Annotated in this window: 13 protein-coding genes; 3 read left to right on the forward strand and 10 right to left on the reverse strand. The window is 47.9% G+C overall.

Features of this window, described 5'->3' with window-relative positions:
- Window positions 1–213: 213 nt before the first annotated feature.
- Together fieF and HCZ42_RS17920 are read right to left on the reverse strand one after the other, a co-directional pair.
- On the reverse strand, window positions 214–1,122 hold the full coding sequence (gene fieF / locus HCZ42_RS17915) for a CDF family cation-efflux transporter FieF (RefSeq protein WP_167422132.1): 909 nt from the start codon (window positions 1,120–1,122) through the stop codon (window positions 214–216).
- A 111-nt stretch (window positions 1,123–1,233) separates the two neighbouring features.
- Window positions 1,234–1,743, reverse strand: coding sequence for a CpxP family protein (locus HCZ42_RS17920; RefSeq protein ID WP_167422133.1), 510 nt, complete (start codon window positions 1,741–1,743; stop codon window positions 1,234–1,236).
- A 186-nt stretch (window positions 1,744–1,929) separates the two neighbouring features.
- Here HCZ42_RS17920 and HCZ42_RS17925 point away from each other — a divergent pair, with 186 nt between their 5' ends.
- The 3 genes from HCZ42_RS17925 to trmL all read left to right on the forward strand — a co-directional run bounded on the left by HCZ42_RS17925 (window position 1,930) and on the right by trmL (window position 4,592).
- Window positions 1,930–2,616 carry a response regulator gene (locus tag HCZ42_RS17925; protein ID WP_167422134.1) on the forward strand — a complete coding sequence of 229 codons (687 nt, stop codon included), beginning with the start codon at window positions 1,930–1,932 and terminating at the stop codon, window positions 2,614–2,616.
- Window positions 2,616–4,001, forward strand: coding sequence for an envelope stress sensor histidine kinase CpxA (gene cpxA, locus HCZ42_RS17930; RefSeq protein ID WP_167422135.1), 1,386 nt, complete (start codon window positions 2,616–2,618; stop codon window positions 3,999–4,001). The genes HCZ42_RS17925 and cpxA overlap by 1 nt, the downstream gene beginning before the upstream one ends.
- A 111-nt stretch (window positions 4,002–4,112) precedes the next feature.
- Complete coding sequence (gene trmL / locus HCZ42_RS17935) at window positions 4,113–4,592, forward strand: tRNA (uridine(34)/cytosine(34)/5-carboxymethylaminomethyluridine(34)-2'-O)-methyltransferase TrmL (RefSeq protein ID WP_167422136.1); 480 nt, start codon at window positions 4,113–4,115, stop codon at window positions 4,590–4,592.
- A 65-nt stretch (window positions 4,593–4,657) separates the two neighbouring features.
- Here trmL and trpS read toward each other — a convergent pair whose 3' ends face one another.
- The 8 genes from trpS to HCZ42_RS17975 all read right to left on the reverse strand — a co-directional run bounded on the left by trpS (window position 4,658) and on the right by HCZ42_RS17975 (window position 13,279).
- A complete protein-coding gene (gene trpS / locus HCZ42_RS17940; protein WP_167422137.1) occupies window positions 4,658–5,695 on the reverse strand; it encodes a tryptophan--tRNA ligase in 1,038 nt (345 codons plus the stop codon).
- 116 nt (window positions 5,696–5,811) lie between these two features.
- Entirely contained in the window at window positions 5,812–6,495 is a 684-nt protein-coding gene (locus HCZ42_RS17945; protein ID WP_167422138.1) for a phosphoglycolate phosphatase, read from the reverse strand.
- Window positions 6,496–6,498: 3 nt separating this feature from the next.
- A complete protein-coding gene (rpe, locus tag HCZ42_RS17950) occupies window positions 6,499–7,170 on the reverse strand; it encodes a ribulose-phosphate 3-epimerase (RefSeq protein ID WP_053410155.1) in 672 nt (223 codons plus the stop codon).
- A 102-nt stretch (window positions 7,171–7,272) separates the two neighbouring features.
- On the reverse strand, window positions 7,273–8,100 hold the full coding sequence (locus HCZ42_RS17955) for a Dam family site-specific DNA-(adenine-N6)-methyltransferase (RefSeq protein ID WP_167422139.1): 828 nt from the start codon (window positions 8,098–8,100) through the stop codon (window positions 7,273–7,275).
- 68 nt (window positions 8,101–8,168) lie between these two features.
- Window positions 8,169–9,644 (reverse strand): SPOR domain-containing protein, encoded by a 1,476-nt coding sequence (locus HCZ42_RS17960; protein ID WP_167422140.1) that lies wholly within the window; start codon window positions 9,642–9,644, stop codon window positions 8,169–8,171.
- A 96-nt stretch (window positions 9,645–9,740) separates the two neighbouring features.
- On the reverse strand, window positions 9,741–10,844 hold the full coding sequence (gene aroB, locus HCZ42_RS17965; RefSeq protein ID WP_167422141.1) for a 3-dehydroquinate synthase: 1,104 nt from the start codon (window positions 10,842–10,844) through the stop codon (window positions 9,741–9,743).
- A 30-nt stretch (window positions 10,845–10,874) separates the two neighbouring features.
- Window positions 10,875–11,393 carry a shikimate kinase AroK gene (gene aroK / locus HCZ42_RS17970; protein ID WP_053410159.1) on the reverse strand — a complete coding sequence of 173 codons (519 nt, stop codon included), beginning with the start codon at window positions 11,391–11,393 and terminating at the stop codon, window positions 10,875–10,877.
- Window positions 11,394–11,569: 176 nt separating this feature from the next.
- Complete coding sequence (locus tag HCZ42_RS17975) at window positions 11,570–13,279, reverse strand: type IV pilus secretin PilQ (protein ID WP_167422142.1); 1,710 nt, start codon at window positions 13,277–13,279, stop codon at window positions 11,570–11,572.
- Window positions 13,280–13,284: the final 5 nt, after the last annotated feature.

The following is a 13,284-nucleotide window of genomic DNA, read 5'->3' on the forward strand; positions in this document are numbered from 1 at the left end:
AAATTCTTATAACTGCGCAATATGTTACCTTTCCCGACTAGGAATACTACTTTTATTTGCACAAATTTATGTAACTTTTCTACTTATGTAAGAGTATTACAGTTTTACTATTTAACTAATTTGATACACGTCAGGATCGCAGTAAAAAGTCATAACGATGAAAAGATAGTCGATAAGTTGTGCTTTTTCCTTCCGCAATTTTCTGCATCCTTATTACCAGCCCTGCGACTTCTGAGCCCGCTCTGGCCCAACGACGACAGAAAACGGGTCCTGATGAATAAGAACATCCGCTCCCGGAAAACGTTCGAGTAAACTGTCTTCGACCAGATCAGATATGCGATGCGCTTCAAGAAGTGGCATCTGATCTTCTAACTCTAAGTGCAGCTGGATAAAACGAGTCGGCCCAGACATACGCGTACGCAACTGGTGAACACCCAACACTCCCTCAATGGTTAAACAGCATTCGCGGATCTCTTTTAACTCTTCGTCCGGAAGTTTTCGGTCTAGCAAGGTTTGCGTTGCTTCCCTAACCATCTTAAAGGCGCTGTAAAGAATGTAGCCACCAATACCAATCGCGAACACCGCGTCTGCTTGACCGATACCAAACCAGCTTAGCGCGAGTGCCAGCATAATTGCCGCGTTCATATAAAGGTCCGACTCGTAGTGCAAAGAATCCGCCGCAATCGCCTGACTGCCGGTTTTCTTCACCACGTATTTCTGGAATCGAACGAGACCAAACGTCACGACAATGGCGAACAGGCTGACGTAAACACCGTACTCTGGCGACTGAAGAGCGTGCGGGCGGAAGAAACGGTCGATACCGTTGAGGATAAGAAAGACGGCAGAACCAGAGATAAACATCGCCTGCGCCAATGCGGCAAGAGACTCTGCCTTACCGTGACCAAAAGTATGCTCACGGTCGGCCGGTTGTAATGAGTAACGCACCACGACCAAGTTAACCAAAGACGCCGCAATATCAAGCATCGAGTCAATCAGTGAGGCCAATAAACTCACCGAGCCCGTCACCCACCAAGCCCCTACTTTGACGATCAACAAAAGGGTGGCCACTATGGTTGCGGTCCAAGCGGCCATGGTAACTAAGCGTGCATATTCTTGTTTCATAAAGTAATTCAGTGTCTAAACAAATGCTGTAAGTATAACCTGCCAAAAGTTGAATAAAAATAAAACAAAAAAGGCGACCTCATTGGCCGCCTTTCAATTCGCGTTATTTTCTTAGCTGTTTTTGTTGTTCATACGCTTTTGCATCTTGTCTGAACACTCGCCCATTCGCTCGTTTTGAAGTTCGACGAACTGAGCTTTTTGCTCCGGTGTTAGCACACTCAACATTTGGTGCTGCTTAGCCATCATCTGCACTTTACGCTCTGTTTGCTGTTCTACCATTTCTTTTGCCAGTTTGTTGGCGGCCGCTTCATCAAACGTATCGGCAAGTACCAGAGCCTGGACTTTGGCATGGTGAGCCTGCATTTGCGCTTGTCTTGCTTCAAAGCCACCTTTGAACTTTTGCTTCATCTCAGCGCGTTTTTCACCACGCATCTCTTTTAGTTGATCTTGTTGTTCATCAGTCAGGTTTAGTTGGCGCATAATGCCACGGTCGAAGCCCATTCCGCATTCAGAGTCAGGGCCGCCTTTATGGTGTTTGCCACCGAATGCAAACGCACTTGCGGTGCCAAGTGTCAAAGGAAGAACGACAGCAGCCAATACCAGTTTCTTAGTCATTTTCATAATCTGTACCTTCTCAAGTTTTTGGATTTAATGCAGCTGTCTTCACAGCGCTTGAGTATAGATTACGACCTGCTATGTAAAGTGACGTCTAGGAAGCGTAAATAATCGTAAAGAGCAAAAATTAAGCTAAAGATCAGCGGTATTTGCCAGTAATATAAAGAGAAAGAAGCAAACCGAGATGTAGCCATGCCACACATACTTTTGATCGATGATGACACCGAGCTTACCAGCCTGTTGAGTGAAGTCCTCTCCTTTGAGGGATTCACCGTTTCAGAGGCAAATGACGGTGAGGCAGGACTCGCGGCGTTAAGCAAAGAGGTCGACCTGATTTTGCTCGATGTGATGATGCCAAAACTCAACGGTATGGAAACACTCAAACGGCTACGCGAAGATTGGGACACGCCAGTCCTAATGCTCACCGCAAAAGGCGAGGAAATAGACCGCGTGATCGGGCTTGAGCTCGGCGCAGACGACTACCTACCAAAACCTTTCAGTGACCGAGAACTATTGGCGCGCATACGGGCCATTTTACGTCGTACCCAGCCAATCGCACCTGCGAAAGTATGCGACTACGTGCAATATCAAGATCTCAAAGTTTACCCTGGTAAACTTGAAGCCTACTGCAATGAACAATTGCTCGATCTGACGACCACTGAATTTGCGCTGTTAAACCACTTTGTTCAACACCCGGGTGAAACCTTGACCAAAGAAGAGTTGAGCATGGATGTGTTGGGTAAACGACTGGCTGCCTTTGACCGCGCCATCGACATGCACGTGTCTAATTTAAGGAAAAAGCTGCCGGAACGCAGCGATGGTAAACCGCGAATCAAAACCCTCAGAGGAAGAGGTTACCTTCTGGTTGAGGAAGACTAATGCGCATCCCTAAAATCAGCAGCCTCTATGGGCGTATCTTCGCGATCTTCTGGTTCACCATGTTTTTGGTACTTTTGGCTGTGTTGGCGCTGCCACACCTTGACCCACGCATCGCGCGCGATATACCAAGCGACCAGTTGCAACGCTTGATGGAAGCAAAACAGAGTATCGAAAAGCGCTACGCCAACGACAGCGATTTAGGCAGGATCATTTTTCAGCTCGAAGGCAGTGACCGCTCTCACCGTGATAACCGTCCGCGCTTCTTCTTGACCGACCTTGATGGCAATATTCTCACCACGCGCAGCCATAAAGACTTCAAGCTGAAAGCCTTGAAGAATTTTGTCACCTCGATTGATAGTCCAGACCAACCACAGCAAAAGCTCTATGGACGCTACATGGTTGCGGGTCCGCTACCGATTAAGCTCGCCCAGCGAGATTTGCTGATGTATGTCGGCATCAAATGGAACCAACCACCGCCGTTTTTACTACAACTTTTCGACCGTCCATTCCGGTTATTATTAGCCGTGATGCTCGTAAGCACGCCACTACTTTTATGGTTGGCGTGGGCGTTGAGCCAACCCGCCCGCAAACTTGAGCGCGCCGCACAACGTGTCGCAAAAGGTGAGTTTGTTACCGATCCAGAGTTGGAAAAAGGCACCTCTGAATTTAGACAAGCCGGAGCGAGCTTCAACCAAATGGTCGGCGCGGTGAACCAGATGATCTCTGGACAGCAACGTTTACTATCGGATATCTCCCATGAGCTACGTTCGCCATTAACCCGCTTAAGAATGGCGACCGCCCTCGCCACGCGTAAACAGGGAGAGAGCCCAGAATTAACTCGCATTGATACCGAGGCTCAACGCTTAGAAGTGATGATTGGTGAGTTACTTGAGCTTTCACGCATGCAAGCCAATAGCCATGTAATGCGAGAAGAGCAGCCGCTCTCCAGCTTATGGGAAGCAATTCTCTCTGATGCTCAATTTGAAGCAGAGCAAATGCACAAAAATCTCAGCTTCACTGCCATTCCCGACCGGGTTATTTCTGGCAATCCCAATCTACTGATGAGCGCCGTGGACAATATCGTGCGCAATGCAATCTACTACGGTGAAGATATCATCGAAGTCACCATGGTTGAGCAAGGTGACCAGTTAGTGATCACGGTTGACGATAACGGCGAGGGCGTACCCGAAGAAGAGCTGGAAGCCATTTTCCGCCCGTTCTATCGCGTTTCCACCGCACGTGATCGACACAGTGGCGGCACCGGCCTTGGCATGACGATCACCGAAAGCGCGATTCGTCAGCACAGCGGCACCATCATCGCCAAGCGCAGCCGACTCGGTGGACTGTGTGTGGAAATTACCTTGCCGTTACTCGCAAAGAAATAACCCTACAAACCCACCGTTGATAACGAAAACTTACGACGTCAGGCTTGGCGGCTGTGACAAGCCGCCTTATACTTTCAGGCCTCAATCCCACCAGCCATGAAGAATCGCAATATGTTTGATATCGCCCTATACGAGCCAGAGATCGCTCCCAACACTGGTAACATTATTCGCCTATGTGCCAACTGCGGAGCCAACTTGCATTTGATTGAGCCGCTAGGGTTTGATTTGGAAGAGAAGAAAGTTCGCCGCGCAGGTTTGGACTACCATGATCTAGCTCGAGTCACTCGCCATAAAAATTATCAGGCATTTATTGAATACCTCGAAGCCGAGCGTAAAGATGGCTACCGCATTTTTGCCTGTACGACGAAAACCACAGGCCATCACGTGGATGCTAGCTTCCAGCAAGGCGATGTACTTTTGTTTGGCCCAGAAACTCGCGGCCTACCACCTGAGCTGATCGAAAGCATGCCGATGGCGCAACGTATCCGCATTCCAATGATGCCTGATGCGCGTAGCTTAAACTTATCTAACGCCGTCGCGATCATCGCATTTGAAGCGTGGCGCCAAATGGGCTTTGAAGGCGCTCAATAATATCGTCAGACGTAAAAAAGCGGACTCCAAGGAGTCCGCTTTTTGTATCCTGTTAGTAGCACGCCTTATGGGCGAGCAACAAAACCGACAGCTTCGTAGGCTTTTTTCAAGGTTTCAGCCGCACGCGCTGACGCTTTTTCCGCACCTTGCTTCATCACTTGATCCATGTAAGCACGGTCTTCACGAATGCGGTGGTATTCCGCTTGGATTGGTTCCAACATCGCAACCACTGCTTCACCGACATCTTTCTTGAACGGACCGTACATCTCTACGCCTTGGTATTTCGCTTCGATCTCTTCAAAACTCATACCTGTCGCTGCCGAGTACAGACCCATTAGGTTTGAGATACCCGCTTTTCTATCCCAATCATGAGCGATACGTGGCGGTGTCTCAGTGTCTGTCTGAGCTTTGTTAATCTTCTTGATGATCGACTTAGGCTCTTCAAGCAGCGTAATCACATTCTTACGGTTATCGTCAGACTTAGACATCTTCTTCGTTGCATCTTGAAGACTCATTACACGCGCGTTCACTGTCGGAATGTACGGCTCTGGCACTTGGAAGATTGGTTGCTCTGGCGAGTAGATGTTGTTGAAACGGTTGGCGATATCACGCGCTAGCTCGAGGTGTTGCTTCTGGTCGCTGCCTACAGGCACTTGGTGAGCGCCGTAAAGCAAAATATCTGCCGCCATCAGCACTGGGTAATCAAATAGACCCACGTTGACATCACCAAACTGGCTAGAGGTGTCTTTCGAGTAACGTGCAGACTTATCTTTAAATTGAGTCATACGACCCAATTCGCCCATCTGGGTGTAACAGTTAAGAAGCCAGCCAAGTTGAGCATGCTCTGGTACGTGTGACTGAACAAATAGCGTGCTCTTTTGCGGATCAACACCAACAGCAAGACAGATTGCAAGTGCGTCTAGCGTCGCTTCATGTAGTGCTTTCGGGTCTTGACGAACCGTAATCGCATGAAGGTCTACCACACAGTATTGGCAATCGTAATCATCTTGCATCTGTTGCCATTGACGTAGAGCACCCAAGTAGTTACCGATACTTAGTTCACCTGACGGTTGAACACCACTCAATACAATGGGTTTGCTCATGGGAATAGTTCCTTTGACTTCTTATGCTAAATAATGAAAAAAACCGTGTGGTTTCTATCCACACGGTTCACTCAGTGTACTCATTAACGAGTATTTTGGAAGATTTTTTACTGCAACTAAGCGGAAACAGCGACCACGTCGATCAAATCTGCGATGGTGTCGGCGACAAACTCTGGGTTTGACGCAGCGATTGGCTCGCCGTGGTTGTAGCCGTAGGTTAAACCAAACGCCGCACAACCCGCGTTTTTCGCCGCGAGAATATCGTTCTTAGAATCACCCACCATCAACATCTCTTCAGGCTGACAGTTATGCTTTTCCATCAACCAGTTCAAAGCCACTGGATTTGGTTTCTTCTCGGGGAAAGCATCGCCACCCAACACATCCACAAAGTATTTGTCGATGCCGTGCTTCACCAAAATCTCAGGGACAAACTTAGAAGGTTTATTGGTCACCAACGCCAGCGTGAAGCCCGCCTGCTTTAGCTCGGCTAGTGTCTCGGTTACCGCTGGGTAAAGATGACTGAGCTTATGCCCGCTCTTGTCGTAGAAATCGTCAAACAACTCACGCGCTTTCGCAAGGAGCGCTTCGTCTAACGCTGGGTCAATGGTCATGCTTTGACTCAGTGCTCGACCAACCAACACATCCGCACCATTACCGACATAATCTCGAACCTGTTCTTCTGACACCGCTGGGTATCCAAGAGCTTGAACAGCTTGGTCCGCGGCAACGGCCAAATCAGGAACACTGTCGAGTAGCGTACCGTCTAAATCGAATGCGATCAGTTTAATGTTGTTAGACATCAATTATTTTACCTCTGCTAATTGTGCGCGCATTTGGTCAATGACCTGTTTGTAATCTGGCTGATTAAAGATCGCAGAGCCCGCAACAAACATGTCTGCGCCCGCTTCCGCGATTTCTTTGATGTTGTCGACCTTAACGCCGCCGTCAATCTCAAGACGAATATCACGGCCAGATTCATCAATCATCTTACGCACTGCACGAAGCTTGTCTAATGTATTTGGAATAAAAGACTGACCACCGAAGCCTGGGTTGACTGACATCAGCAGAATCATGTCCACTTTGTCCATAATGTACTCAAGGTGGCTAAGCGGTGTTGCTGGATTAAGCACCACACCCGCTTTACAGCCGTGTTCTTTGATCAACTGCAGCGTACGGTCAACGTGTTCAGACGCTTCGATATGGAAAGTGATCATTGATGCACCTGCTTTGGCAAAGTCAGGAACGATGTTGTCAACTGGCTTCACCATCAAGTGCACATCGATTGGTGCTGTGATGCCGTAATCACGCAGCGCTTTACAGATTGGCGCACCAAAAGTCAGGTTCGGTACATAGTGGTTATCCATAACATCGAAGTGAACCACGTCCGCACCCGCTGCGAGTACTTTTTCAACATCTTCGCCAAGGCGAGCAAAGTCTGCAGACAAAATGGATGGAGCGATAAGGAAATCTTTCATACCTGACCTCTAGAGTAAATGGCATCATTGCACTGAGTAATTGTTGCGCGCAATTCTACCTAAGCTAGAGGTCAGATGGTAGGTAAACAAAGAGAAATGTGATTATACGTGTTCGGCTGGTTTAAACAGGGCCAGCAGTTCATCCACTTTATTTCGGCCCGCACCGTTGCGGCTGATGGTGCGTTTTACTTTCACCACGTTGAGCTCCGCACCGTGATACAAGCGGCGTGTCAGCGTTGTATCGTGGTTTGAGATAAGCACCGGAATACCACGCTCTGTTGCGGCTTTCTCGGCGACATCGGCCAACGCGGCTTGGTCGTCCAGCGTAAAACCGTTGCCTGAGTAGGACGTAAAGTTTGCCGTTGTCGATAATGGCGCATACGGCGGATCGCAGTACACGACACTGCCTTTGCGAGCACGAGAGAAGGTTTCTGGGTAACCTTCACAAACAAACGTCGCTTTCTTCGCTTTTTCAGCAAAGAACTCCAGCTCGGCTTCTGGGAAGTAAGGTTTTTTGTACGAACCAAACGGTACGTTGAACCCGCCTTTTTTGTTGTAGCGACATAGGCCGTTAAAGCCAAAGCGGTTCATGTAGAGAAAAGCCAGCGAGCGATACATGATGTCATCGGTCGCGTTAAACTCAGCGCGAACATCCAGATAAGCTTCTTTTCGATTGTTCTCAGGAATAAACCAACGCTTCGCTTCAGAGATATAGTTTTCTGGCTTATCTTTCAGTAGGTTATACAGATTGATAAGATCTGGGTTGATGTCAGCCAGCAAATACTGCTCATAGTCAGTATTGAGAAATACAGAACCAGCACCAACGAACGGCTCCACCAGCTTTCGCCCTTCAGGCAAATAACGCTGGATATCTTCGACAAGTCCGTATTTTCCACCCGCCCATTTCAGGAAGGCACGCTGCTTCTTCATCTACTGCTCTATTTATCAACCGAAAATTAAGGCTGCGGAATGTAACATATTTTGCGACTAATCTCAGGCTATTTTCCACGCTCAAGTTCACGGTGTACTTGGCTTAAGGATTTTGCCCATGGTTCGAGCTTCTGCAAATCGGCAGACAAGCTGCTGACTGCGTCTCGCGCCGCCTGAATGGTTGGGAAATTATCATAGGTCACAATGTACCAATCCACATCATTGCGCACCGTTGGGTAGACGTAAACTTTTTCGCTCAACTGGTAGCGGTCAAGAAACGCCTGCACATCTTCGAGCTCGTTTACGGCCGCCAGTTGTAAGGTGTAGCTGCGAGCAGAAAAGCTTAAGAGTTGTTCCTTGGCAAACGAGAACTGAATCACTGGTTTGACGGGTTGCTCGTCCACTGCCGTTGTTGTTGCTTGTGGCTGCGGCGATAGCGATTCTTCGACCACTTTTTCAATCTCGCTAGTGTCGGCGTTTTCCGGTTTATCTTCCAATAGCGCATCGACGACTTCTGAGGTGATCACCACGCGTTGATGTTCTTTGTTTGAGTCACCGACGCTGGTTACATCTTCAGTCACGGCTGGCGGCAGAGCCTGGGTATCATCATCTGCGTTAGCCAACGATGGGTCGACGATTTCTTCTGGCACAATCACCTCCAAAGCGTCACCACCGGCATTATCTTCCGGCAAGGTTGGAATGACTGTCTGTTCACTTGATTGGGTAATTTGCTGCGCTTTATCATCTGGCGATGGCTGTGACATCATCCACCAATAACCACCGCCGATCAGCAGTAGCAAAGCAAGCACGATGAGCGCAATGTTAAGCGGAGAGCCAACAATCGAGCGAATTATGATCCTCTTTTCCACCTTGTAATCCCCCAAAGCCATGATGTCACCCGGACGCCGAGCAACTGTGCGATACGCGTTACGAACTCGTTTCTCTAAATCATCCTCAACAAAACGAATCACCAACTGTTCAAAGAAACGGTCGGCTTCTTGTTGTGAAAACGATTCGATTTCCAACTCTATCGGCTTTTGCTCTTGTCCATAACTCAAGCGCGCCAACTGGTTCGCTAACCCTTCAGCGGCGCCAGTACGGGTAAACAGCACCACATTCACCGTCCACAGAGCGTTCTGCTGAGACTCTAATACCAACATCCACAGCTCAGAAAGCAAAGTCTCAGACAACAAATGCGCGTCATCTATCGCAATAACCACGTCACAGGTTTCGTCATCCATCAAGTGTACAAAGGAGTCGATAAGCGAATCGGCTGGATTGAAGAGTGGCTCAGAAACCAGTTGGGAAAGAATGGTCAAACGACGTTGGGCATCGTCTTGGTTAGCGAAACACATCAACAAGGATTGATTCTTGTCGGGAGCCCAAACCTCTAAGTAACGTTGAGCCAGCCAGGTTTTTCCTGCGCCTTGAGCTCCAGTTACGGTGATCAAGTTCGATCCAAAACGTGTTAACAGTTGCAAACGCTCCAGCAACTCTCGCTGGGAGTCCAACTCCAACACATGTGAATCTCGCATCATGCTCATTTCGCCACCTTATAGAGACCTATCAATACCAACTTAACTGCGCCAAAAGACACTTTACCGCGTCGTGAGCTAAGCGGGTATCAATAGAGACAAAGATTAGAGATCGCGCCCAAAATCAATTGCTTGCTCAATGATCGATTCAGAAACACCTTTGATCACTTCCGCAGTACCGATGCTTGTTGGTAGCACCAGTCTAAGTTCGCCCGCGAGCACTTTCTTATCGCGCATCATGTGTTTCATGAAATCAGCAAACGTCATCTGTTGCGGGGTATGAATCGGCAACTGAGCTTGCTTTAGAAGCGCAATAATACGTTCAAGTTGCTCAACAGAGATCAAACCTTGCAACTGAGCGGTTTTCGCCGCCATCACGGTACCAGCAGCCACCGCTTCACCGTGCAGCCAATTTCCATAACCAAGCTCCGCTTCGATGGCGTGACCAAATGTATGCCCTAAGTTCAGTAAAGCACGGATACCCGATTCTTTCTCGTCTTGCGCCACCACGTCGGCTTTAATCTGACAGCAGCGTGCAATCGCGTAAGTCAGTGCTTGTTCATCTAAAGCATAGAGCTTGTCGAGGTTATCTTCTAACCACACGAAGAACTCTTGGTCATAGATGATGCCGTACTTAATCACTTCAGCGATACCAGCGGCAAATTCTCGTTTTGGTAATGAAGCTAGGCAATCAGTATCGATAATCACAGATTTTGGCTGATAGAAAGCGCCAATCATGTTTTTACCCAGCTTGTGGTTGACCGCCGTTTTCCCGCCGACTGAAGAGTCAACCTGCGATAACAGTGTGGTTGGAATTTGGACAAAGTCGACACCACGCTGGTAACACGCAGCAGAAAAGCCAACCAAATCACCGATGACACCGCCACCCAGAGCGACAATCATAACATCACGAGCGTAGTTACCTTCCAACAGGAAGCTCATGACAGTGTTAAAGGTATCGAGAGACTTGTATTGTTCACCGTCTGGCAGCTCAAGCAATGACGCTTCACAACCTTGTTGTTCGAGCAGCGAGATGATTTTATCAGCGTAAAGCGGTGCGACCGTGACATTACTGATCACAACTACTTTCTGTTTTGCTGATGAATTAGAGCTGTTTAAAAATGAAAGGTGGGCCGGATCATTAAATAATCCGGCGCCAATTGAAATGGGATAGCTACGTTCGCCTAAGCTGACCGTAATCCGTTCCATGGTGCTTCTCCAGTTACTAAAATAAACGTATTAACGTTCTTCTAGCATTTTTACAATCTGGTTGGCTACCACTTTTGCACTTTGATCGTCCGTACGTACTGTGTAATCCGCAATTTCTTCGTACAGTGGATTACGCTCTTCAGCTAAATTTTCCAGTACATCACGTGGATTGTCAGTTTGTAGCAGAGGACGCTTCTTGTCACGGTTAGTACGTGCAAGTTGCTTCTCGATAGTTGTTTCAAGGTAAACAACAATACCGCGAGCAGATAGACGATTGCGGTTTTCTTTGCTCTTGATAGAGCCGCCGCCAGTAGCAAGTACGATACCCTGCTCTTCTGTCAGGTCGTTGATTACCTTCTCTTCGCGAGCGCGGAAACCTTCTTCACCTTCCACATCGAATACCCAAGCGATATCTGCACCAGTACGCTCTTCGATCACAGTATCAGAATCAACAAACTCCATATGAAGCTGTTGGGCTAAATGTCTACCTATTGTGCTTTTGCCGGCGCCCATCGGGCCAACAAGAAAAATATTGCGTTTCTCAGCCATGTTTAGCAGTAATTTACAACGTTAATTCAATGACATCGCCACAAGAACACCAGCGTCTCGCTGGGATTAGAAATGCTTGTGGCACCTATTCCTCACAGATAATTCGTGATAAGACCCGAAATTATCTAGATATGGTGCCACTAATGCAAATTTATTTTTTAGCTGAACAGTTTTACTTATTGAATAACAACCTTAGGTGTTACAAAAATAAGCAGTTCGCTTTTACCCATCGATTGATAGCTACGACGGAACAAGCCACCCAGCAATGGTAAATCACCCAACAGCGGCACTTTATCGACTGTATCGGTCACGTTGTGCTGGAAGATACCGCCGAGTACCACCGTCTCACCGTTATCAACCAAAACCTGGGTGCCAATACGCTGCGTATTGATGGATACAGCTTCACCTGTACCCGTTTTCACCACTTCCCCCGGTCTATCCTGAGTCACGCTTAAATCGAGCACTAAACGGTTGTCTGGCGTGATTTGCGGGGTTACTTTCAAACTCAGCACCGCCTTTTTAAATGCGATGCTCGTCGCACCGCTCGACGATGATTCCAAGTATGGGATTTCGGTACCCTGCTCAATGTAAGCCGGCTTCTTGTTGGTGGTAATCAATCGAGGACTCGAGATCACTTCCGCTTTTGATTCACGTTGCAAAGCTGAAAGCTCAAGGTCTAATAGTAAGTCCGAGCCTAACTTGGCTACTTGAAATGCGATTGACGACGCATTGCTCGCTGAAGCGGCTAAGTTGACGTTAAGGAAATCATCGACCGTACTGTCGCCCTTAAGCAACCCTACTTGGTCAAGGTTACTCTCAATCGAACCACCAGCCGTGGTGCTGCCGTTTGTCGAGCTAAAGCCCCAGCGAACACCTAATTCATCCAAGTTACCTTCACTGACGCTGACAATGCGCGCCTCGATTTGAACCTGTTTGACTGGAATGTCCAAGGTATCGACGATTTCACGGATAATATCGATGTTCTCTTTAAGATCACGAATCAACAACGCGTTGGTGCGCTCATCGACACTCAGTGAACCACGCTCTGAAAGCATGCTCAACGCGCCATCACCACCGATCATTTCAGCGATTTCTGACGCTTTCGCGAACTTCACTTTGATGATTTCAGAGGTCAAGTCGCCCAATTCTTCCTCTAAGCGCGCTTTTTCCATCGACTGTTTCTCGCGCAGGTCCAATTCTTCGGTTGGCGCGACCAACACCACGTTGCCGTCGACACGTTTATCTAAGCCTTTTACCTGAAGGATAATATCCAGCACTTGCTGCCAAGGTACGCCGTCCAAACGTAAGGTCAGGTTGCCCTGCACCGAATCTGACACCACCAAGTTGAAGTCGTTGTAGTCAGCAATCAACTGCAAAACGTTTCTAACCGGGATGTCTTGGAAGTTAATCGAGATCTTTTTCCCTTCTTTTTCCAGTACGCTCTTTTGCTTAGGTTTGTCTTGGTCTTTCGGTTTATTGATCACTACTTCTAGGTAGTTGCCGTTTAGCGAGTAGTCGTAATCATATTCACCGTTAATACTGGCGACTAACAAGGTACTCGGTTGTTTACGGAACACTTCGATAGACTCGACGTTAGTTGCAAAATCTTTCACGTCGAGCAAGTAGATTTTTTCATCCGGCACATCGGTGTTAAGTAACTCGATACTCAGCCCTTCTTGTGCTTTTTGCACATCGACCGCAACACGAGGGTTCGCCAGTTGCACAATGATTTGAGCGTTCTGTTTGCTGTCCACTCTAAAATCAATGTTCTCTAGCTTATTACTCTCTCCTTCTTGCGCTGCATGGGCGGCAGAAAGCCCTATTCCTATCACTAGCAACATGACTTGGAGCATGTACCTATACAATTGCTTCATTCCTTTATTCATGATTT

Origin of the sequence: Vibrio hepatarius (assembly GCF_011806575.1) — a bacterium.
GTDB lineage: Bacteria > Pseudomonadota > Gammaproteobacteria > Enterobacterales > Vibrionaceae > Vibrio > Vibrio hepatarius_A.

Bases quoted from the DNA above. Each gene is read 5' to 3' on its own strand.
- trmL (WP_167422136.1), top strand. From the start codon at position 4,113: ATGTTTGATATCGCCCTATACGAGCCAGAGATCGCTCCCAACACTGGT.
- aroB (WP_167422141.1), bottom strand. From the start codon at position 10,844: ATGGAACGGATTACGGTCAGCTTAGGCGAACGTAGCTATCCCATTTCA.
- rpe (WP_053410155.1), bottom strand. From the start codon at position 7,170: ATGAAAGATTTCCTTATCGCTCCATCCATTTTGTCTGCAGACTTTGCT.
- HCZ42_RS17975 (WP_167422142.1), bottom strand. From the start codon at position 13,279: ATGAATAAAGGAATGAAGCAATTGTATAGGTACATGCTCCAAGTCATG.
- fieF (WP_167422132.1), bottom strand. From the start codon at position 1,122: ATGAAACAAGAATATGCACGCTTAGTTACCATGGCCGCTTGGACCGCA.
- HCZ42_RS17925 (WP_167422134.1), top strand. From the start codon at position 1,930: ATGCCACACATACTTTTGATCGATGATGACACCGAGCTTACCAGCCTG.
- aroK (WP_053410159.1), bottom strand. From the start codon at position 11,393: ATGGCTGAGAAACGCAATATTTTTCTTGTTGGCCCGATGGGCGCCGGC.
- HCZ42_RS17960 (WP_167422140.1), bottom strand. From the start codon at position 9,644: ATGAGCATGATGCGAGATTCACATGTGTTGGAGTTGGACTCCCAGCGA.
- HCZ42_RS17955 (WP_167422139.1), bottom strand. From the start codon at position 8,100: ATGAAGAAGCAGCGTGCCTTCCTGAAATGGGCGGGTGGAAAATACGGA.
- HCZ42_RS17945 (WP_167422138.1), bottom strand. From the start codon at position 6,495: ATGTCTAACAACATTAAACTGATCGCATTCGATTTAGACGGTACGCTA.
- trpS (WP_167422137.1), bottom strand. From the start codon at position 5,695: ATGAGCAAACCCATTGTATTGAGTGGTGTTCAACCGTCAGGTGAACTA.
- cpxA (WP_167422135.1), top strand. From the start codon at position 2,616: ATGCGCATCCCTAAAATCAGCAGCCTCTATGGGCGTATCTTCGCGATC.
- HCZ42_RS17920 (WP_167422133.1), bottom strand. From the start codon at position 1,743: ATGAAAATGACTAAGAAACTGGTATTGGCTGCTGTCGTTCTTCCTTTG.